The sequence below is a fragment of the Streptomyces sp. NBC_01171 genome (assembly GCF_045039805.1).
Classification (GTDB): Bacteria; Actinomycetota; Actinomycetes; order Streptomycetales; family Streptomycetaceae; genus Streptomyces.
Window position 1 is genome coordinate 5,411,506 of the sequence record NZ_CP108609.1, and the last position, 18,690, is coordinate 5,430,195.

General features: G+C 72.5%; 20 protein-coding genes. 12 read left to right on the forward strand and 8 right to left on the reverse strand.

Translation table 11 applies throughout. From position 1 onward, the window contains the following. The first annotated feature begins 82 nt into the window (after positions 1-82). Entirely contained in the window at positions 83-1,339 is a 1,257-nt protein-coding gene (locus OG448_RS24930; protein ID WP_405557003.1) for a glycoside hydrolase family 10 protein, read from the forward strand. 17 nt (positions 1,340-1,356) lie between these two features. Here the strand turns inward: OG448_RS24930 and OG448_RS24935 are convergent, their stop codons facing one another. Beyond that, entirely contained in the window at positions 1,357-1,554 is a 198-nt protein-coding gene (locus tag OG448_RS24935; RefSeq protein WP_217460848.1) for a DUF1918 domain-containing protein, read from the reverse strand. Between the two features lie 19 nt (positions 1,555-1,573). Next, positions 1,574-2,485: an EamA family transporter gene (locus tag OG448_RS24940; protein ID WP_391299889.1), complete on the reverse strand. Its 912-nt coding sequence runs from the start codon at positions 2,483-2,485 to the stop codon at positions 1,574-1,576. On the opposite strand from OG448_RS24940, the gene OG448_RS24945 reads away from it, so the two are divergent. Both OG448_RS24945 and OG448_RS24950 read left to right on the forward strand, forming a co-directional pair. Then, positions 2,484-3,917 (forward strand): PLP-dependent aminotransferase family protein, encoded by a 1,434-nt coding sequence (locus OG448_RS24945; RefSeq protein ID WP_405557005.1) that lies wholly within the window; start codon positions 2,484-2,486, stop codon positions 3,915-3,917. The genes OG448_RS24940 and OG448_RS24945 overlap by 2 nt on opposite strands. A gap of 124 nt (positions 3,918-4,041) precedes the next feature. Next, a complete protein-coding gene (locus OG448_RS24950) occupies positions 4,042-4,635 on the forward strand; it encodes a histidine phosphatase family protein (RefSeq protein WP_405557007.1) in 594 nt (197 codons plus the stop codon). Here OG448_RS24950 and OG448_RS24955 read toward each other — a convergent pair. From OG448_RS24955 to OG448_RS24970, 4 genes are all read right to left on the reverse strand, one after another. Then, positions 4,617-5,039, reverse strand: a complete 423-nt coding sequence (locus OG448_RS24955; protein WP_405557009.1) for a DUF6314 family protein — start codon at positions 5,037-5,039, stop codon at positions 4,617-4,619. The two genes, OG448_RS24950 and OG448_RS24955, sit on opposite strands and share 19 nt — an antisense overlap. 20 nt (positions 5,040-5,059) lie before the next feature. Continuing rightward, positions 5,060-5,293, reverse strand: coding sequence for a hypothetical protein (locus OG448_RS24960; protein WP_405557010.1), 234 nt, complete (start codon positions 5,291-5,293; stop codon positions 5,060-5,062). A gap of 31 nt (positions 5,294-5,324) precedes the next feature. Beyond that, positions 5,325-6,191 carry a GyrI-like domain-containing protein gene (locus tag OG448_RS24965; RefSeq protein ID WP_405557012.1) on the reverse strand — a complete coding sequence of 289 codons (867 nt, stop codon included), beginning with the start codon at positions 6,189-6,191 and terminating at the stop codon, positions 5,325-5,327. 87 nt (positions 6,192-6,278) lie between these two features. Further along, positions 6,279-6,974 carry an SAVMC3_10250 family protein gene (locus tag OG448_RS24970; RefSeq protein ID WP_405557014.1) on the reverse strand — a complete coding sequence of 232 codons (696 nt, stop codon included), beginning with the start codon at positions 6,972-6,974 and terminating at the stop codon, positions 6,279-6,281. A 212-nt stretch (positions 6,975-7,186) separates the two neighbouring features. Between OG448_RS24970 and rox the strand changes: the two genes are divergently transcribed. Then, positions 7,187-8,665, forward strand: a complete 1,479-nt coding sequence (rox, locus tag OG448_RS24975) for a rifampin monooxygenase (protein ID WP_405557016.1) — start codon at positions 7,187-7,189, stop codon at positions 8,663-8,665. Here rox and OG448_RS24980 read toward each other — a convergent pair. After that, positions 8,616-10,493, reverse strand: a complete 1,878-nt coding sequence (locus tag OG448_RS24980) for a GMC family oxidoreductase (protein WP_405557018.1) — start codon at positions 10,491-10,493, stop codon at positions 8,616-8,618. The two genes, rox and OG448_RS24980, sit on opposite strands and share 50 nt — an antisense overlap. 133 nt (positions 10,494-10,626) lie before the next feature. On the opposite strand from OG448_RS24980, the gene hchA reads away from it, so the two are divergent. Then, positions 10,627-11,499, forward strand: a complete 873-nt coding sequence (gene hchA, locus OG448_RS24985; RefSeq protein WP_405557020.1) for a glyoxalase III HchA — start codon at positions 10,627-10,629, stop codon at positions 11,497-11,499. A 3-nt stretch (positions 11,500-11,502) separates the two neighbouring features. On the opposite strand, the gene OG448_RS24990 is transcribed toward hchA, so the two are convergent. Beyond that, on the reverse strand, positions 11,503-12,243 hold the full coding sequence (locus tag OG448_RS24990) for a VOC family protein (protein WP_405557022.1): 741 nt from the start codon (positions 12,241-12,243) through the stop codon (positions 11,503-11,505). A gap of 51 nt (positions 12,244-12,294) precedes the next feature. Here OG448_RS24990 and OG448_RS24995 point away from each other — a divergent pair, with 51 nt between their 5' ends. From OG448_RS24995 to OG448_RS25025, 7 genes are all read left to right on the forward strand, one after another. Then, a complete protein-coding gene (locus OG448_RS24995; protein ID WP_405557024.1) occupies positions 12,295-12,528 on the forward strand; it encodes a WYL domain-containing protein in 234 nt (77 codons plus the stop codon). 169 nt (positions 12,529-12,697) lie between these two features. Beyond that, positions 12,698-13,744 carry a hypothetical protein gene (locus tag OG448_RS25000; RefSeq protein WP_405557026.1) on the forward strand — a complete coding sequence of 349 codons (1,047 nt, stop codon included), beginning with the start codon at positions 12,698-12,700 and terminating at the stop codon, positions 13,742-13,744. 96 nt (positions 13,745-13,840) lie between these two features. Further along, positions 13,841-14,869, forward strand: coding sequence for an N-acetyl-gamma-glutamyl-phosphate reductase (argC, locus tag OG448_RS25005; RefSeq protein WP_405557028.1), 1,029 nt, complete (start codon positions 13,841-13,843; stop codon positions 14,867-14,869). Further along, positions 14,866-16,017, forward strand: a complete 1,152-nt coding sequence (argJ, locus tag OG448_RS25010; protein WP_405557030.1) for a bifunctional glutamate N-acetyltransferase/amino-acid acetyltransferase ArgJ — start codon at positions 14,866-14,868, stop codon at positions 16,015-16,017. Before argC ends, argJ begins: the two co-directional genes overlap by 4 nt. Next, entirely contained in the window at positions 16,014-16,928 is a 915-nt protein-coding gene (gene argB, locus OG448_RS25015; RefSeq protein ID WP_405557032.1) for an acetylglutamate kinase, read from the forward strand. Before argJ ends, argB begins: the two co-directional genes overlap by 4 nt. Further along, positions 16,925-18,121 (forward strand): acetylornithine transaminase, encoded by a 1,197-nt coding sequence (locus OG448_RS25020; protein WP_405557034.1) that lies wholly within the window; start codon positions 16,925-16,927, stop codon positions 18,119-18,121. Before argB ends, OG448_RS25020 begins: the two co-directional genes overlap by 4 nt. A 10-nt stretch (positions 18,122-18,131) precedes the next feature. Beyond that, positions 18,132-18,674 carry an arginine repressor gene (locus tag OG448_RS25025; RefSeq protein WP_030812919.1) on the forward strand — a complete coding sequence of 181 codons (543 nt, stop codon included), beginning with the start codon at positions 18,132-18,134 and terminating at the stop codon, positions 18,672-18,674. Positions 18,675-18,690 lie beyond the last annotated feature (16 nt).

Below are 18,690 nucleotides of genomic sequence, written 5' to 3' on the forward strand. Positions count from 1 at the left end.
TGATCGATCGACGGGGTAGGGACAAGCCGTGCCTCCGGGACGATCCGTCACGGGACGGACTCGGAGCGTATGGGAGGTACCGATGGTGGCTCGCGCGGTGTCCGGGGTGCGTTCGGGGGTGGCGGCCGTCTCGCGGCGGACGCTCGCGCTCGGCGCGCTGGCCGCTCTGACGACGGCCGGGAGCACCCCGGCGTACGCCATCGGTCAGCACCGCCGGGAGATGCGGGGGGTCTGGCTCGCCACCGTAGCCAACCGGGACTGGCCCTCGCGGCCGGGGCTCCCACCCGAGGAGCAGCGGGCCGAACTGATCGCCCACCTCGACCGGGCGGCGGCGGACCGGCTGAACACCGTGATCTTCCAGGTGCGCCCCACCGCGGACGCGTTGTGGCCCTCCCCGTACGAGCCCTGGTCGGAGTACCTCACCGGCACCCAGGGCCGCGACCCCGGCTGGGACCCGCTGGGCACCGCCGTGCGCGAGGCCCATGCCCGGGACCTCGAACTGCACGCCTGGTTCAACCCGTACCGCATCGCCAACCACACCGACCCCGGCCGGCTCACCCCGGACCACCCGGCCCGGCTCCACCCGGAGTGGGTCGTGCCCTACGGCGGCAAGCTGTACTACAACCCCGGCCTGCCCGAGGTCCGGCGCTTCGTCCGGGCGGCGATCCTGGACGCGGTAGCCGAGTACCCGGTGGACGCCGTCCACTTCGACGACTACTTCTACCCGTACCCGGTCGCCGGGCAGACCTTCGACGACGCCGCCGCCTACGACGCGTACGGGGGCGGCTTCGACGACCGGGCCGCCTGGCGGCGCGACAACATCGACCGGCTGGTGCGGGCGGTCGCGGCGGGCATCCGGCGGGTGCGGCCCGGCACCCGCTTCGGGATCAGCCCCTTCGGCGTCTGGCGCAACGCGACCATCGACCCGCGCGGCTCCGACACCCAGGCGGGCGTGCAGACCTACGACGACCTGTACGCGGACACCCGTAAGTGGGTCCGCGAGCACTGGATCGACTACATCGTCCCGCAGATCTACTGGAACATCGGCTTCCCGGCCGCCGACTACGCCCGGCTCCTCGACTGGTGGGCGGCGCAGGCCGCGGGCACCCGGACCCGGCTGTACGTGGGGGAGGCGCTGTACAAGGCGGGCGCGGCGGGGCAGCCCCCCGCCTGGCAGGACCCCGCCGAACTGTCCCGGCATCTCACCCTGGCCGCCGAATATCCGCAGGTGCGCGGGCATGTGTTCTTCGCCGCCCAGGAGGTGGCCCGCGATCCGCTGGGCGCGATGGCACGGGTGGTCGCCGACCACTACCGCCGGCCGGCGAGACCCCCGCGCTGACCCCGTTGCTGCTTCGGCTAGTTCGTCTCGTCCTCGTGGTGGCGGACCTGACAGTCCGGGCCGGGCGACATGATGGCCTCATGCCCGTCCTCGAAGCGGACGCGGTAGGGCGGTTCGCCCTCCTCGCCGATCACTTCGACCACTTCGGTGACCTGATCGTGTTGGCCGACCACTCGTCCGTGCTGGACAAGGTGGTCGCCCTTGGACGCGCGCATTGTCAGGCCCTCCTCACGGTCACGACCGTTGGGTGACGGCGATGCACACGAGCACGGCGAGCGCGGTCAGCGGTGCGGCCGCGGGGACGTGCTCGCCCAGTAGCAGTGCCGACCACACCAGTGTGAGCAGGGGTTGAGCCAACTGCAACTGGCTGGCCCGCGGGATGCCGACGGCGGCCATGCCCCGGTACCAGAGGAGCAGCCCGAGGAACTGCGAGCCCACCGCGACCCACAGCACCCCGGCGATCCCGTGCGCGGTGAGCCGTACCGGCTCGTGGCCGAGCGCCAGGGCGGTGCCGAGCGCGCTCAGCGGCAGGCACAGCACCAGCGCCCAGCCGATGACCTGCCAGCCCGGCATCACCCGGGCGAGGCGCCCGCCCTCGGTGTATCCGGCCGCGCACACCAGCAGGGCCGCGAAAAGATAGGCGTCCGCCCTGGTCAGGGCGCCGCCGCTCTGGGTGACCGTGAACGCGACCACGGCCGCCGCGCCGACCAGCGCGGCCGTCCAGAACCGGCGGGAGGGGCGTACGCCGGTGCGCAGGGCGGACACCGCGGCGGTGGTCAGGGGCAACAGACCCACGACGACGGCCGCGTGCGCGGTGGTGGAGGTCTGGAGCGCCAGCGTGGTCAGCAGCGGGAAGCCGAGCACCGTGCCGATCCCGACCATGGCGAGGCCCGGCAGATGGCGGGCGGCGGGCAGCGGCACCCGCAGGAGGAGCAGGCAGGAGCCCGCGACGAGGGCCGCGAGGACGCCCCGGACCGCCACGAGCGACCAGGGCCCGAAGCTCTCCAGGCCCCAGGCGGTGGCGGGGAAGGTGAGGGAGAACGCGACGACACCGAGGGCCGCCTGGCCGGTGCCGACGAGAAGGGGCTCGCGGGGCGCGGTGACTGTTATCGCGGTCGTATCGGTAGCGCTACTCTGTGCTCTCATGAACGAGCGTAGCAGTGTGCGGGAGCTGGCAGAACAGTTGCGGAGGGAGCTGGACCGCTACTCACCTGGTGGAAAGCTCCCGTCCAGCCGTGCGCTGGTCGAGCGGTTCCGGGTCAGCCCGGTGACCGTCTCCCGTGCGCTGGCCCAGCTCGCCGCCGAGGGTCTGGTCGTCACCCGGCCCGGCGCGGGCGCCTTCCGGGCCGGGCCGCGCGCCGCGACCCCGCCCGCCGGGGACACCTCATGGCAGGAGGTCGCGCTGAGCGCCGACGCCGCCGGTGACGTCGTACCCCGCACCGTGGACGCCTCCGGGGTGATGGTCTCGCTGCCCGCGCCGCCGCCCGGCGTGCTGGAGCTGAGCGGTGGCTACCCGCATCCCTGCCTCCAGCCCGAGCAGGCCATGGCCGCCGCGCTCGCCCGCGCCGGACGGCGGCCCGGCGCCTGGGGGAGGCCGCCGCTGGAGGGGCTGCCCGAGCTGCGGGAGTGGTTCGCGCGCGGTATCGGCGGGTCCGTCACCGCCGCCGAGGTGCTCGTCGCGGCCGGCGGCCAGTCCGCGCTGGCCACCGCACTGCGCGCGCTCGCCCCGCCCGGCGCGCCGGTCCTGGTCGAGTCGCCCACCTACCCCGGCATGCTGGACCTCGCCCGCGCGGCCGGCCTGAGGCCCGTACCGGTGCCGGTCGACGCCGACGGCGTACGCCCCGACCTGCTGGCCGACGCCTTCCGCGCCACCGGCGCCCGGGTCTTCGTGTGCCAGCCCCTGTTCCAGAACCCGACCGGCGCCGTGCTCGCCCCAGACCGGCGTGCCGAGGTGCTGCGCATCGCCCGCGCCTCGGGCGCCTTCGTCATCGAGGACGACTTCGTACGCCGTCTCGCGCACGCCGACGCGCCCCCGCTGCCCCGGCCGCTGGCGGCGGACGACGCGGACGGCGTCGTCGTGCACGTCGGCTCGCTCACCAAGGCGACCTCGCCCAGCTTCCGGGTGAGCGCCCTCGCCGCGCGCGGGCCGGTGCTGGAACGCCTGCGCGCCATCCAGGTCGTGGACAGCTTCTTCGTACCCCGGCCGCTCCAGGAGGCGGCACTCGAACTTGTCGGCTCACCGGCGTGGCCGCGCCATCTGCGGTCGCTGTCGGACGAGTTGACGGTGAGGCGCGAGGCGATGACCGGGGCGCTCGGTCTGCACCTGCCCGAACTCGCCCTGCCGCACATCCCGTTCGGCGGCTTCCACCTCTGGCTCCGGCTGCCCGAGGGGGTCCGGGAGTCCGCGCTGACCGCCGCCGCCCTCCGTGCCGGTATCTCCATCACCCCCGGCCGGGCCTACTTCAGTGCCGAGCCCCCGGCGTCGCACATCCGGCTGAGCTTCGCCGCGGTCGCGAGTACGGGGGAGATCGCGGAGGGGGTGCGGCGCCTGCGGTCGGCGTGGGACGAAATGCGGTGAACTCACTCAAGTCACCGTCGAAATAGGGACGTTGAGACAGCAAGGGCAGTGTTTTCCGGTCACCCTCACAGCGGCCGGGGTGAGGGCTCTTGACCGGCCCCCGTACGGGGATCACCATCACGGCATGCCACTTCGGGTGACGTTCGTGGCCGCAGCGCACGGTTCCCCGTCGCACGCGGAGCGGTTCCAGGACGACCGGCCGCTTGACCAGGCGGGCTGGGACGAGGTGCAGCGCGTCGTCGGGTATCTGCTGCCGCTCGCGGCCGCCGAGTTGCGCTACTGCTCCCCGACCCCGCGCAGCCGCGCCACCGGCGACGCGCTCGGCTACGCCCCGCTCGCCCAACTCGCCCTTCGTGACTGCGACATGGGGCGCTGGCGGGGGCTGACCCTGGCCGAGGCCATGGCCCGCGAACCGCAGGCGGTGGACGCCTGGCTCGCCGACCCGAGGGCCAGCCCGCACGGCGGCGAGTCGATGCTCGCCTTCATCTCACGGGTCGGTGGCTGGCTCGACACCCGGCCCGGCGACGACCACGCCCGGATCGTCGCGGTGGCCGAGCCGGCCGTGATCCGCGCGGCCCTCGTCTACGCCCTCCAGGCGCCGCCGTCCGCCTTCTGGAGCATCGACGTACGCCCGCTCTCCACGATCACCGTCGCCGGACGCGCGGGCCGCTGGACCCTCCGCCTGGACGCGGTGGCCCCTCAGCCCTCGCGCACGTAGTCCGTGGTGAGCACGAGATCCTTCTTCGGGCCGCCGACCCGCCACACCGAACGCCAGTGGTCGGCGTCGGTCACGGTGAACTCGCCCCGGTAGAAGTCGGCCGCGCAGGGGTGCCCGGCGATGTGCCGCCCGCTGCGCAGATCCAGGTCGTGGAAAGGCCGTCCGTCCGCGAACCGCACGTCCGCCGTGCCCGGCTCGGCGCCCGCCATGAAACGCAGCGTCCGCGTGGCGGGCCGCGTCACCCCCTGCCAGGTGAACTCCCCGGCCTCCTCGTGCAGCAGCCCGCCGTCCAGCAGCCGGAAGTCGGTGTGCCCCGCGAAGTGCCCCTCGTCCGCGCCCGCGAGATCCCGCACGGTACGGGTGACCCGCCACCGCCCGGCGAGGAACTGGAGCGTGTCGGCCACCGTCCACCACCCGCCGCCCGTCACCGCGTCCTCCGGAACGGTCCGTCGGGCGAGTCCGCCGGAGTCTTCCGCTCGGCCTCCGCCCGGATCTCCTGATGCGCGGCATGGCTGGTCGCCCGGAACGCCTCCTCGTACGCGGCCAGCACGCCCCCGGCGCCACCACGCCGCCGCACGTACCCAGCCAGCCAGGCCAGTGCCCCCAGCACCACCGCCAGCCCACCGCACAAGATCAGGTACGGCACCCACACATCCATGCTCCGAGCTTACGATCCGTCCCTCACCGGGTCACCGGCCCGTCCCCTCCACCGGCAGCCACAGCTCCGCGTCCGCCTCGCTCCCGTCCCCGGCCGGCCGGACGCGCAGGATCTCCGGGCCGGGGCGGCTCGCGTACGGGTTGGACGGGAACCACTGGGTGAACACGTCCCGCCACAGCGTCTGGACCGCGAGCGGCATCGGCCCGGAGGCCGTGAACACCGCCCAGGTGCCGGCCGGGACGGCCAGCGTGTCGAGGCCCTCCGGGGCGGGGGCGGAGGTGACCACACCCTGGTAGTAGTCGAGTTCCGTGCCCTCGGCCCGGCTCGGGTCCAGGTCGTCGCAGACCGCGACGACCCCCTCCGGCTCCTGGTCCGACAGCTTCGCCAGCCGCTCCAGATCCTCCCGGCCGATCCCCCGGACGAAGTCGATGATCGCCTGGTTCGGCCCCGCGTGCACCAACGGCACCCGCGCCTTGTACCCGACCACGCCGAACGCCTGCTTCCGCTCGATCCGGTGTCGCATGTCGCTGTTCCCTTCGACGACGAGGCGGAAGGACATCCGGGGCTGGGAGCTGAGCGTGACACCGGCCCGCCGGGCCTCGCTCGGGCCGACACCGTGCATCGCCCGGAACGCCCTGGCGAACGCCTCGCCCGACCCGTACCCGTGGCGGACCGCGATGTCGAGCAGCGTCTCCCGCCCGGCGACCACCTCCGCCGCCGCGAGCGTCAGCCGTCTGCGCCGCACGTACTCCGACAACGGCATCCCGGCCAGCGCGGAGAACATCCGCCGCAGGTGATACACCGAGGTCCCGGCGACCCGCGCCAGCTCCTCCGCGTCGACGCCCTCGCCGAGCCCCAGCTCGATCCGCTCCATCGCCTGGTTCAGCCGCTCCAGCACACCCGTTCCCTTCCTTCTGACACCGGGAACGCTAGGCGCGCGGGGGGACCCGGGACCCGACAATGCGTGCCCGATTCTGTCGGGTGGCTACGGCGCGTACTCCACCGTCAGGGGGCTCGCCACCAGACACCGGGGTGAGGTGGCGGTCGCCGGCAGGGGCGCGGTGACGCGGGCGTAGCCGTGGGTCCAGGCCGCGGTGGGGATGTCGGGCTGGGCCGCGTCGAGGGCGGCGAGAAGGTCGCGTACGCCCCGGGCGCCCGGAGGCGCCGGGTCACCGGCGCCGGTGAGGGTGCGCACGACTTCGCCGGCGTCCGTGACGAAGGTGGTGCACGCACTGGAGCTCTCGTCGATGGCCGTCAGGGGCGGGCCCTCGACCGGGACCGGGGTCACGCCCAGCAGATGGCGGGCCGAGCCGTGCAGGAGCAGGCGGCAGTCGGGCGCCGGGTACTGCGGGTCGGCGCCGGGAGCGGGATCGGTGAAGAGGACCAGGTCGCGGTTGGCCCGTCGGAGCGTGACGTAGAGCAGCGGGGCCTCGAACCACACCCACCCGCCGGGCCGGAGATCCGGCTCGGCGAACCAGCGCGCGGATTCCGCGAGGTGCTCGACCACCTGGGCCAGTTGCCGGTCGCGTGCGCTGTCCGCGTCGCCCGCTGGGGCATCGAGGTCGATCCCGCCGACGGGCGTGGTCAGGCGGAGGGCGCCGGGACGCCGGAGTCGGCGCGGGTGCGGGATGAATTGGCGCAGCTTGGCGTCGGACAGGTAGATGAACTCGCGCAAGGCCACCCCGGCTCTGCTCTCCCCCGGAAATACAACAAAGGCAAGGAGGTCGGACGCTCCTTGCCACTTTCAAGATATAGCGCACAGGGGGCCTTGCGGCAAGGCCCCCCGGGTGTCGCAGAATGGGCGGCCGCGGTCGGGAGTGACGGAAATGGGGCGCTCGCGGAGTTTGCCCCTGTCTGTCGGCCGACGGGCAATTTCGTTGATGGGGCGGGTAGATGACCGATGTGATCGTGGTCGGCGGCGGGCCGACCGGGCTGATGCTGGCCGGGGAGCTGCGGCTGGCCGGAGTGGGTGTGGTCGTGCTGGAGAGGCTGGCCGAGCCGAGCAGCCAGTCCCGCGGACGCGGCCTGCACGCGCGCAGCGTCGAGGTGATGGACCAGCGGGGCCTGCTGGACAGGTTCCTCGCGGAGAGCGAGAAGTTCCAGGTCGGCGGGCTGTTCGGCGGCATCATGAAGCCGTGGCCGGACCGGCTGGACACGGCCCACCCGTACGGCCTCGCCACCCCGCAGGCGGTCACCGAGCGGCTGCTCGGCGCGTGGGCCCGCGAACTCGGCGCCGAGATCCGGCGCGGCCAGGAGGTGGTCGCGCTGAGCCAGGACGCGGACGGGGTCACCGTGGGCCTGGCCGACGGTACCGACCTCCGCGCCCGCTACGCCGTCGGCTGCGACGGCGGCCGCAGCACGGTGCGCAAGCTGCTCGGCGTCGGCTTCCCCGGTGAGCCCGCCTCGGTCGAGACGCTGCTCGGCGACATGGAGGCCACCGAGGACCCGGCGACCATCGCCGCGGTCGTGGAGGAGGTCCGCAAGACGCAGTTGCGGTTCGGTCTCTCGCCCGACGTGGACGGCCAGAAGGGGGTGTACCGCGTCATCGTCCCCGCCGACGGCGTCTCCGAGGACCGTGCGGCCCCGACGCTCGCGGAGTTCCGGCAGCAGTTGCGGGCGGTCGCCGGCACCGACTTCGGCGTGCACTCGCCCCGTTGGCTGTCCCGCTTCGGCGACGCCACCCGGCAGGCCGAGCGTTACCGCGTCGGCCGGGTCCTGCTGGCTGGTGACGCGGCGCACATCCATCCGCCGGCCGGTGGCCAGGGACTCAACCTCGGTGTGCAGGACGCGTTCAACCTCGGCTGGAAGCTCGCCGCCGAGGTGCACGGCTGGGCCCCGGACGGCCTGCTCGACAGCTACCACGCCGAACGTCACCCGGTAGGTGCCCGCGTCCTGGAGACCACCCGCGCCGCGATGACCCTCCTCGGTACCGACCCCGGCGCCACCGCACTGCGCGAACTCTTCGCCCGCCTCATGGACTTCGAGGAGGTCAACCGCTACATCACCGGCATGATCACCGCCGTCGACATCCGCTACGACCTCGGCGAGGGCCACGAACTCCTCGGCCGGCGGCTGCGAGACGTCAAGCTCAGGCAGGGACGCCTCTACGAGCACACCCACAGCGCCCGCGGCCTGCTCCTCGACCAGACCGGCCGCCTCTCGGTCGAGGGCTGGGCGGACCGCGTGGACCGTGTCGTCGACGTCAGCGACGAACTCGACGTACCCGCCGTGCTGCTGCGTCCGGACGGACATGTCGCCTGGGCGGGGGAGAGTCAGGAGGAGCTGCTCGCCCATCTGTCCAGGTGGTTCGGCGAGGCCGAGGTCATGGCGCCGGATACTCCGCCAGCAGCGTCTCACTCGCCTTCTCGCTGACCAGACAGACCGCGGAGGCGATGAACAGGCCGGGGATGTCGGGGAACACCGACGCGTCCACCACCCGCAGCCCCTCCACTCCGCGCATCCGGAAGTCACCGTCCAGCACCGCCAGTCGATCGTCCTGCGTGCCGATCCTGGCGGTGCCGCACGCGTGATGCCCCCAGGACTGGGTCCGCGCCCACTCCTTGAGCTGGTCGTCGGTCCGGACCTCGGGCCCCGGGACCAACTCGCCCTTCACGCCCGCGTCCGAGGCGTTGCCGATCACATCGCGGGCGATCCGCAACCCGTCCACCAGGCCGTCCAGATCCTCCTCCCAGCCGGGCGTGCCCTCGGAGAAGTAGTGGAACCGGATCTCGGGCGGCTCGGTGGGGTCGGTGGACCGCAGGGTCACCGAGCCGCCCCGGTTCCTGGTGTGGCCCTTGAGCACCACCACACCCAGCCGGTCCCGGCCGTGGGTGCCGTCCTCGGCGTAACCGGGGTAGTAGCCGTGGAAGTCGAGGGGCATCGCCAGCAGCATGAGGTCGGAGTCCCCCTCGGAGACGCTCGACTTGCCGATGATCGCGGCCAGTTGGCCATTGGTGCCGTAGGGGCCGCCCCGGTCGGCGTACCACTCGCCGATCAACTCGTCCTGTTTCTCACCGGGAAGAGGGACGTCCAGCGACGATCCCTCGAACACCGGGTAGTCCTGGTCGAGTTCGGCCACAACCGAGGCCTCGTACCGGTCGTGCAGATTGCGCCCCACGCCGGGTGCGTCGACGCGTACGGGGATGCCGAGCCGCTCCAGCTCCTCGCGGGGTCCGATGCCGGACAGCATGAGCAACTGCGGGGTGTTGTAGGTGCCCCCGGCCAGGACGACCTCGTTCCGGGCGTACGCCGTCCCCTCGGTCACCGCCTCCTCGTCCCGGTCCGCCGCGTCCGGCCGCAGCCGGCACGGACGGTCCGACGAGGCGCCGTACGCGCGGTGTTGCTCGCGGTACGCGACGCCCACCGCGCGGTCGCCGTCGAACAGCACGCGGGTCACGAGGGTGTTGGTCCTGATGGTCAGCAGGTCTCCGACCCGGTGGCGGACGTCGAGCAGCCGCTCGCGGGTGCCGTTGCGGGTGCCGCCGTCGACCGAGAGGGGGATGAAGGCCATGCCCTGGAAGTCGGGCGGAGTGTCGGCCGCGTTCGGGTCGCGGGGGAGGGGCACGTCCTCGGGGATGCCGAAGCGGTCGCGGGCGGTGCGCTCGACGGCGCCGATGATGTCGAGGAACCGGGGTTCGCGGGACGCGAGGGAGGGTGCGGCGCGGGTCGTACCGAGCCAGCCCTCCGTGCCGTGCCGGGACCTGGCGTCCCGCTCCGCCGGGGTCTCGCCGGGGAGCGGCTCGGCGTCCTGGCCCTGCCAGTTCTCCAGGCGCCGGAAGCGTTCACGCATCGCCTCCTCGCCCCACCCGGAGTCACCGGTCAGCTCGACCAGCCGTCGCCATTCCTTGCCCTGCGGGAACAGCATGATCAGCGCGTTGACCGTGGTACTGCCGCCGAGCGAGCTGCCGCGGGGGTACAGCACGCCGTCCTCGGCGCCGGTGAACTTGCGGTCCTCGCGCTGGGTCGCCGGGTCGTCCCAGTGGCGTACGAAGAAGCTCCACGCCATGTCGGGATCTTCGCTCGCGAACGCCTGCATGATCGGGATCGAGTAGTACGGGCAGTCGTGTTCGTCGCCCGCCTCCAGCACCAGGACCCGGTGGCCGGCCAGGGCGAGGTTGGCGGCCAGGGGGCCGCCGCCGGCGCCCGAGCCGACGACGACGAAGTCGAATTCCTGAGCGGTTTCCGGTGGCTGCTGAGGCATCCCGTCTCCTCCACGCGCGCTCCCCCCGGCCACTCTGCCCCCCTGGGGCGACGCCTGCCACATCATGCGCGTGGCCGAGGCGGTGCCTAGGTTGGAGAAAGGGACGTTTCCCCAAGCCAGACGGAGGTTTCCCATGTCGGACGCGCCCGACCTGAGCAAGGACCCGGCTCCGGACCCCGCCGAGGACAACGCGTTCTTCCCGTCCCCGTACTCGCTGAGCAAGTACACCGCGCCGAAGACCGATTTCGACGGAGTCCAGCACAAGGGCGCCTACACCGGCGGGCGGTGGAAGGTGCTGATGATCGGCACGGACGAGCGGTATCTGCTCACCGAGGACGGCAAGTTCTTCTCCACCGGCAACCATCCCGTCGAGATGCTGCTCCCGCTGCACCACATGATGGAGGCGGGCTTCGACGTCGACGTGGCCACCCTCAGCGGCAACCCCGTGAAGCTGGAGCTGTGGGCCATGCCGGAGGAGGACAAGGCCGTCAGGGAGACGTACGAGGCGATCAAGCCCAAGCTGAAGCAGCCGCTGAAGCTCTCCGAGGTGGTCGCGGACAGGCTCGGGCCCGAGTCGGACTACCTCGCCGTCTTCATCCCCGGCGGGCACGGCGCGGTGATCGGGCTCGCGGAGAGCGAGGACGTGACGAAGACGCTGGACTGGGCGCTCGCCAACGACAAGTACGTCATCACTCTCTGCCACGGACCGGCCGCACTGCTCGCCGCAGCCCGGGGCAAGGACAGGTCGCCCTTCGACGGCTACTCCCTCTGCGTCTTTCCCGACTCCCTCGACACCGGCGCCAACCTGCAGATGGGCTACCTCCCCGGCCGGCTGCGCTGGCTGGTCGCCGATCTGCTGGAGAAGCAGGGGATCGACGTCCTGAACACCGATATCACCGGCCAGACCCACCAGGACCGCAAACTCCTCACCGGCGACAGCCCGCTCGCCTCCAACACGCTGGGGCTGCTGTCGGCGGACGTGCTGGTGGAGGCGGCGAAGGACTAGGACTCAGGGCAGCGCGAGCACGCAGAACTCGTGGCCCTCCGGGTCGGTGAGGCACGTCCACGGCACGTCTCCCTGACCGAGGTCGAGGTCGGCGGCGCCGAGGGCTTTCAGCCGGGCGACCTCCGCCGCCTTGTCGTCGCCGGGGTCGGGGAGCAGGTCGAGATGGACGCGGTCGGGCGCCGTGTCCGCTGCGGGCGAGCGGAACAACTCCATGTACGGACCAGTGCCCTTGGCCGACCGCAGCAACACGAGGTCGTCGGTCGCCCGGTGCACGGCCCAGCCCATCGCCTCACCCCAGAACCCGGCCATCGCCCGCGGCTCCACACAGTCCACGACCACCGCCGCGATCGGCCCGGTGTCCCGGTACCGCTCCCGAGGTTCCAGCACACAGAACTCGTTCCCCTCGGGATCGGCGAGCACCACCCACGGCACATCCCCCTGCCCGATGTCGAGCGCCGTGGCGCCGTGATCCTTCAACCGCGCGACCAACTCCGCCTGGTGTTCCAGGGAGGTCGTGGCGAGATCGAGATGCGTACGATTCTTCGCCGCCGTCTTGGCCCCCGGCACGGGCACGACATCCACACCGACAACCACGGGGTCCGGCCAGACGAGCCCACCGGGAGGCCCGACGTAGGTCGTCACACCGGGACTGTAGGCATCCCACCCCAGCGCCTCGGCCCAGAACTTCCCGACCGCCGGGGCGTCAACCGCCTTGATATTGACGTGCACAGGTCGCAGTCCCATGGCGGTGATCCTATGCGCGGGTCCGTGAGCGCATCCGGAGGTTGATCACAGATGCTCGAAGAACCTGGTCCACCAGGTCGCTTCGCCCTCGTACGCGAGGCTGGCCGCTGGTACGTCGTCGCACTCACCGACGGCGAACTCCGCACCTACCGGATCGGCCAGCTCCTCGCCCTGGACCCCCTGGACGACACGTTCGACCCCCCGGCCGATTGCGACCTGACCCGGCACCGGCAGGCCCACTCCGCGTCCCCCTGGGCCCGGAGGTGGAGGTACTCGCCCCTGTAGGGCTGCGGGAGCGCATCGTGGTGTCGCCCCGGGTGATGGCGGTGCTGTCCGCGTGAAGGCAGCACGTGAATCCGCCAGTTGGCCCGGCCTCGCTGTCGGTGCTCTGTGTCATCATGCGGACGCGTCCCAGGGGAGTGGGTCGCGGTTCACCGATCGCCAGGGGGTTGGAATGGGCGCGGGTACGGAGCCGGACGGCTCGTCCAGGTCCGACGAGGAGTGGGAGCGGTTTCTGCGTGAGTCGGTCGCGGGTACCGCCGACGCGCCCAAGGAGCCGTCGGCGCGCGCCCGCGAGGTGGCGAGGCGGCTGCGCGCGGAGCCCGACCGGGGCCAAGAGAGCTGGCGCGGTCATCCGCCCGCGCGGCCCAAGCGGCGCGCGGGCTGGTACGTGGTCGGACTGCTGGCCGTGCTGGCGCTGCTCGTGGTGGCACTCGCACCCGGCCGGGTGGTGGACCTCGTCACCGGTTCCGACGCATCGCGGTCGGCGGCCCAGCGCCCCACCGCGGAGGAGCCGTTCCGCGGTTCACCGGCGGCGAGCTGGGCGAGCGGAGCGGCGGGGATCACCATGCCGAAGGCCCGGGCGGTCGGCTGGATGAGCGCGGCCGAGGTCGGGCGGGCCCTCGCCCGCAGCCGGGACTTCCTCGTCGCGTCCAGCCTGGACCGAGGGGTGCTGCGGGGTGAGCGTCCCGAGAAGGCGATCGCACTGATCAACCCGCACCAGAAGGACGTCCAGGACCTGCTGAGAACCGCTTTCCGGACACCGGGCGAGAAGCACGACCCCCTCCTCCTCTTCAGCCGCTTCCAGCCCTCCCGCGCCCACCTGGTCGGCGACGTCGTGAAGACGCGCGGCCGGCTCAGCTACCGGGAGGGCGAGCGCGGCGCGCTCCGGGTGACGGCCGATGTCACCTTCGTCTACCCGGTCGCCCGCACGGGCGGCGACGGCGAGATCGTGCGCACGATCGTCCGGCGCGAGCTGGTCCTGAGCTGGGACGACCCCGACAAGGTGATCACCGAGCCGGGCACGTTCTCGATCGTCTCGTACAAGTACGACATGACCAACGGCGGCTGTGGCACCCCCACGGGCTACTTCGTCCCACCCTTCGGCCCGGACCGCCGGGCGGAGGAGACCGGCAGGGAGGTCGACCCGTACGACCGCACCGAGCCGTTCGGGCGGGGCGGGTCCGCAGGGGACGAGTGCGGGAGAGCGACGCGGTCCTAGCCGGCGGTGGCAGCCACCCCCCGAGCCCCCCTTCGTACACCTGATTGCATAAACCTGCGGAGCTACGTATAGTCATGCCAGGTGAAGGAGGTCGGCATGGTGGTGCGTGTGGCGGTGGCCGGGGCCAGCGGATATGCGGGTGGGGAGTTGCTGCGGCTGCTGCTCGGGCATGCCGGGGTCGAGGTCGGGACGCTCACCGGGCACTCCAGCGCGGGGCGCCGGCTCGGGGAGCTGCAGCCGCAGCTCGCGCCGCTGGCCGACCGGGTGCTGGCGGAGACGACCGCCGAGGCGCTCGCCGGGCATGACGTGGTGTTCCTGGCGCTGCCCCACGGGCAGTCCGCCGCAGTAGCCGAGCAGCTCGGCCCGGACGTGCTCGTGATCGACCTGGGCGCCGACTTCCGGCTCACGGACCCCGCCGACTGGGAGCGGTTCTACGGCTCCCCGCACGCCGGCACCTGGCCCTACGGTCTGCCCGAACTCCCCGGCGCACGCGCCGCGTTGGAGGGCACCAGGCGCATCGCGGTACCGGGCTGCTACCCGACCGCCGTCTCCCTCGCCCTCTTCCCCGCCTACGACGCCGGGATCACCGAGCCCGAGGCCGTGATCGTCGCCGCCTCCGGCACCTCCGGGGCCGGCAAGGCGCCCAAGGCACATCTGCTCGGCAGCGAGGTCATGGGCTCCATGACCCCCTACGGCGTCGGCGGCGGACACCGGCACACCCCCGAGATGATCCAGAACCTCAGCGCGGCCGCCGGGGAGCGGGTGAGCGTCTCCTTCACCCCGACCCTCGCGCCCATGCCCCGCGGCATCCTCGCCACGTGCAGCGCCAAGGCGCGCGCCGGGGTCACCGCGGAGGCGGTCCGCGCGGTCTACGAGAAGGCGTACGCCGACGAGCCGTTCGTCCGGCTGCTGCCCGAGGGGCAGTGGCCGGCCACCGGCGCCGTGACCGGCTCCAACGCCGTCCAGGTGCAGGTCGCCATGGACGAGGAGACCGGCCGGGTCATCGTGATCAGCGCCATCGACAACCTGACCAAGGGCACCGCGGGCGGTGCCGTACAGAGCATGAACATCGCCCTCGGGCTCGACGAGACCACCGGGCTTTCCACGATCGGAGTCGCGCCTTGAGCGTCACAGCGGCCAAGGGATTCACCGCGGCGGGCATCGCCGCCGGGATCAAGCAGAACGGCAACCCCGACCTGGCCCTCGTGGTCAACACCGGCCCCCGCCGAGCAGCCGCCGGCGTCTTCACCGCCAACCGCGTCAAGGCCGCCCCGGTGCTGTGGTCGGAGCAGGTCCTCAAGAGCGGCCAGATCAGCGCGGTGGTCCTCAACTCCGGCGGCGCCAACGCCTGCACCGGCCCCCAGGGCTTCCAGGACACCCACGCCACCGCCGAGAAGGTCGGCGAGGTCCTCGGACGCGGCGCCATCGAGGTCGCCGTCTGCTCCACCGGCCTCATCGGCGTGACCCTGCCCATGGACAAGCTGCTCCCCGGCGTGGAGAAGGCCGCCGCCTCCTTGAGCGAGCACGGCGGCGAGAAGGCCGCCCTCGCGATCAAGACCACCGACACCCACCACAAGACGGCCGTCGCCACCCGTGACGGCTGGACCGTCGGCGGCATGGCCAAGGGCGCCGGCATGCTCGCCCCCGGCCTCGCCACCATGCTGGTCGTCCTCACCACCGACGCCGACCTCGGAGCCGCCGAGCTGGACAAGGCGCTGCGCGACGCCACCCGGGTCACCTTCGACCGGGTCGACTCCGACGGCTGCATGTCCACCAACGACACCGTCCTGCTGCTCTCCTCCGGCGCCTCCGGGGTCACGCCCGGCTACGACGCGTTCGCCGACGCCGTCCGCGAGGTCTGCGCCGACCTCGGCCGCCAGCTCATCGGGGACGCCGAGGGCGCCAGCAAGGACATCAAGGTCGAGGTGATCAACGCGGCCAGCGAGGAGGACGCCGTCGAGGTCGGCCGGTCCATCGCCCGCAACAACCTCCTCAAGTGCGCCCTCCACGGCGAGGACCCCAACTGGGGCCGCGTCCTGTCCGCCATCGGCACCACCAAGGCGGCCTTCGAGCCCGACCGGCTCAACGTCGCCATCAACGGCGTCTGGGTCTGCAAGGACGGCTCGGTCGGCGAGGACCGCGACCTGGTCGACATGCGCTACCGCGAGGTGCACATCGTGGCCGACCTCGCCGCCGGCACCGAGACCGCCACCATCTGGACCAACGACCTGACCGCGGACTACGTCCACGAGAACAGCGCGTACAGCTCATGAGCACGCCCACGCGGAAGCACACCGCCCTGCCCAAGGCACAGACCCTCGTCGAGGCGCTGCCCTGGCTCACCCGCCACCACGGCCGCACCGTCGTCATCAAGTTCGGCGGCAACGCCATGGTCGACGAGAGCCTCAAGGCCGCGTTCGCCCAGGACGTCGTCTTCCTGCGGCACGCCGGCCTGAAGCCCGTCGTCGTGCACGGCGGCGGCCCCCAGATCAGCGCCGCGCTCGACCGGCACGGCATCGTCAGCGAGTTCAAGGCCGGCCTGCGCGTCACCACCGAGGACGCCATGGACGTCGTACGGATGGTGCTCGCCGGGCAGGTCCAGCGCGAGCTGGTCGGCCTGCTCAACCAGCACGGACCGCTCGCCGTCGGCCTCACCGGCGAGGACGCCCACACCATCACCGCGACCCGGCACCGGCCGAGGATCGACGGCGAACTCATCGACATCGGACGCGTCGGCGAGATCACCGAGATCGACACCGGCGCCATCGAGGCCCTGCTCGCCGACGGCCGCATCCCGGTCGTCTCCTCGATCGCCCGCTCCCAGGACGACGGACATGTCTACAACGTCAATGCTGATACGGCGGCTGCGGCACTCGCTGCTGCGCTGGGCGCCGAAACCCTCATGGTCCTCACCGACGTCGAGGGCCTCTACGAGGACTGGCCGCACTCCGACGAGGTGATCAGCCGCCTCACCGCGACCCAGTTGGAGAAACTGCTGCCCGAACTCTCCTCGGGCATGGTGCCCAAGATGGAGGGCTGCCTGCACGCCGTGCGCAACGGCGTGCGTACCGCCCGCGTCATCGACGGCCGCGTCCAGCACTCGATCCTGCTGGAGATCTTCACCGACGAGGGCATCGGCACCATGGTCGTGCCCGACGAGCCGGACACACCGGGGGAGTCATGAGCAACGAGGAACTGACCGCGCGCTGGCAGGGCGCGCTCATGAACAACTACGGCACCCCGCGCCTCCCTCTCGTACGCGGCGAGGGAACCGCCGTCTGGGACGCCGACGGCAAGCGCTACCTGGACTTCGTCGGAGGTATCGCGGTCAACGCCCTCGGGCACGCACACCCGGCGGTCGTCCGCGCGGTGAGCGAGCAGATCGGCACCCTCGGCCATGTCTCCAACCTGTTCGTCGCCGAGCCGCCCGTCGCCCTCGCCGAGCGCCTGCTGCGGCTGTTCGGCCGGGACGGCAAGGTGTTCTTCTGCAACTCCGGCGCCGAGGCCAACGAGGGCGCGCTGAAGATCGGCCGGCTCACCGGGCGCACCCACATGGTGGCGACCAGCGGCGGCTTCCACGGCCGCACCATGGGCGCCCTCGCCCTCACCGGCCAGCCCGCCAAGCAGGAGCCGTTCCGCCCGCTGCCCGGCGACGTCACGCACGTACCGTACGGCGACCCGCAGGCGCTCGCCGCCGCCGTCACCGACGAGACCGCCCTCGTGATCATCGAGCCGATCCAGGGCGAGAGCGGGGTCGTGGTGCCCCCGCCCGGCTACCTCAAGGCCGCCCGCGCCATCACCGCCGCCACCGGCGCGCTGCTGGTGCTGGACGAGGTGCAGACCGGGGTCGGGCGCACCGGGGACTGGTTCGCCTACCAGGCGCACGAGGGCGTACTGCCCGACGTCGTCACCCTCGCCAAGGGGCTCGGCGGCGGGCTGCCGCTGGGCGCCACCGTCGCCTTCGGCCGCGCCGCCGATCTGCTGCAGCCGGGCCAGCACGGCACCACCTTCGGCGGCAACCCGGTCGCCTGCGCCGCCGGACTCGCCGTCCTCGACACCATCGAGGACGAGGACCTGCTCGCGAACGCCAAGCGGCAGAGCGAGGCGCTGCGCGCCGGGATCGAGGCGCTGGACCACCCGCTGGTCGACCATGTCCGGGGCGCGGGCCTGCTGCTGGGTATCGTGCTCACCGGGCCGCACGCCACGCAGGCGCAGGCGGCGGCCCAGGAGGCCGGGTTCCTGGTGAACGCGCCCGCCCCCGACGTCGTACGGCTCATGCCCCCGCTGAACCTCCGCGACGACGAGGTGGACGCCTTCCTCCAGGCGCTGCCCGGCATCCTCGACACAGGTGACGAGGACGGACGACCCCGAGAATGAGACGACGACGATGAGCCAGGCGCAGGACCACGATCAGGCGGCGGGCGGACCCGCCGTACCGCAGACCCGGACGGCCCGACACCGCCGGATCGTGGACATCCTCAACCGGCAGCCGGTGCGCTCGCAGAGCCAGCTCGCCAAGCTGCTCGCCGACGACGGGCTGAGCGTCACCCAGGCGACGCTCTCCCGCGACCTGGACGAGCTGAACGCGGTCAAGATCCGCAACACCGACGGCGACCTGATCTACGCGGTGCCCAGCGAGGGCGGTTTCCGCACCCCGCGCGCCCCGCTGGGCGGCTCCGCCAAGGAGGAGCGGATGCGGCGGCTCTCCCAGGAGCTGCTGATCTCCGCCGAGGCGTCCGCCAACCTCGTCGTGCTGCGCACCCCGCCCGGTGCGGCCCAGTTCCTCGCCTCGGCCATCGACCAGGCCGAACTCCACGACGTCCTCGGCACCATCGCCGGTGACGACACCCTCATGCTGATCAGCCGGGACGCCACCGGCGGCCAGGCCCTCGCCGACCACCTGCTGCGCCTCGCCCAGAACGCGCCGTAGGCCGCAGGGCGTCCCG

What these genes read in the sequence shown, in the direction of transcription:
- OG448_RS24940 (WP_391299889.1), bottom strand. Translation starts at nt 2,485, where the DNA reads ATGAGAGCACAGAGTAGCGCTACCGATACGACCGCGATAACAGTCACC.
- OG448_RS24995 (WP_405557024.1), top strand. Translation starts at nt 12,295, where the DNA reads ATGCTCGAAGAACCTGGTCCACCAGGTCGCTTCGCCCTCGTACGCGAG.
- OG448_RS24950 (WP_405557007.1), top strand. Translation starts at nt 4,042, where the DNA reads ATGCCACTTCGGGTGACGTTCGTGGCCGCAGCGCACGGTTCCCCGTCG.
- OG448_RS24990 (WP_405557022.1), bottom strand. Translation starts at nt 12,243, where the DNA reads ATGGGACTGCGACCTGTGCACGTCAATATCAAGGCGGTTGACGCCCCG.
- OG448_RS24930 (WP_405557003.1), top strand. Translation starts at nt 83, where the DNA reads ATGGTGGCTCGCGCGGTGTCCGGGGTGCGTTCGGGGGTGGCGGCCGTC.
- OG448_RS25020 (WP_405557034.1), top strand. Translation starts at nt 16,925, where the DNA reads ATGAGCAACGAGGAACTGACCGCGCGCTGGCAGGGCGCGCTCATGAAC.
- argB (WP_405557032.1), top strand. Translation starts at nt 16,014, where the DNA reads ATGAGCACGCCCACGCGGAAGCACACCGCCCTGCCCAAGGCACAGACC.
- OG448_RS24935 (WP_217460848.1), bottom strand. Translation starts at nt 1,554, where the DNA reads ATGCGCGCGTCCAAGGGCGACCACCTTGTCCAGCACGGACGAGTGGTC.
- rox (WP_405557016.1), top strand. Translation starts at nt 7,187, where the DNA reads ATGACCGATGTGATCGTGGTCGGCGGCGGGCCGACCGGGCTGATGCTG.
- argC (WP_405557028.1), top strand. Translation starts at nt 13,841, where the DNA reads ATGGTGGTGCGTGTGGCGGTGGCCGGGGCCAGCGGATATGCGGGTGGG.
- OG448_RS24980 (WP_405557018.1), bottom strand. Translation starts at nt 10,493, where the DNA reads ATGCCTCAGCAGCCACCGGAAACCGCTCAGGAATTCGACTTCGTCGTC.
- OG448_RS25000 (WP_405557026.1), top strand. Translation starts at nt 12,698, where the DNA reads ATGGGCGCGGGTACGGAGCCGGACGGCTCGTCCAGGTCCGACGAGGAG.
- OG448_RS25025 (WP_030812919.1), top strand. Translation starts at nt 18,132, where the DNA reads ATGAGCCAGGCGCAGGACCACGATCAGGCGGCGGGCGGACCCGCCGTA.
- OG448_RS24960 (WP_405557010.1), bottom strand. Translation starts at nt 5,293, where the DNA reads ATGGATGTGTGGGTGCCGTACCTGATCTTGTGCGGTGGGCTGGCGGTG.
- OG448_RS24945 (WP_405557005.1), top strand. Translation starts at nt 2,484, where the DNA reads ATGAACGAGCGTAGCAGTGTGCGGGAGCTGGCAGAACAGTTGCGGAGG.
- hchA (WP_405557020.1), top strand. Translation starts at nt 10,627, where the DNA reads ATGTCGGACGCGCCCGACCTGAGCAAGGACCCGGCTCCGGACCCCGCC.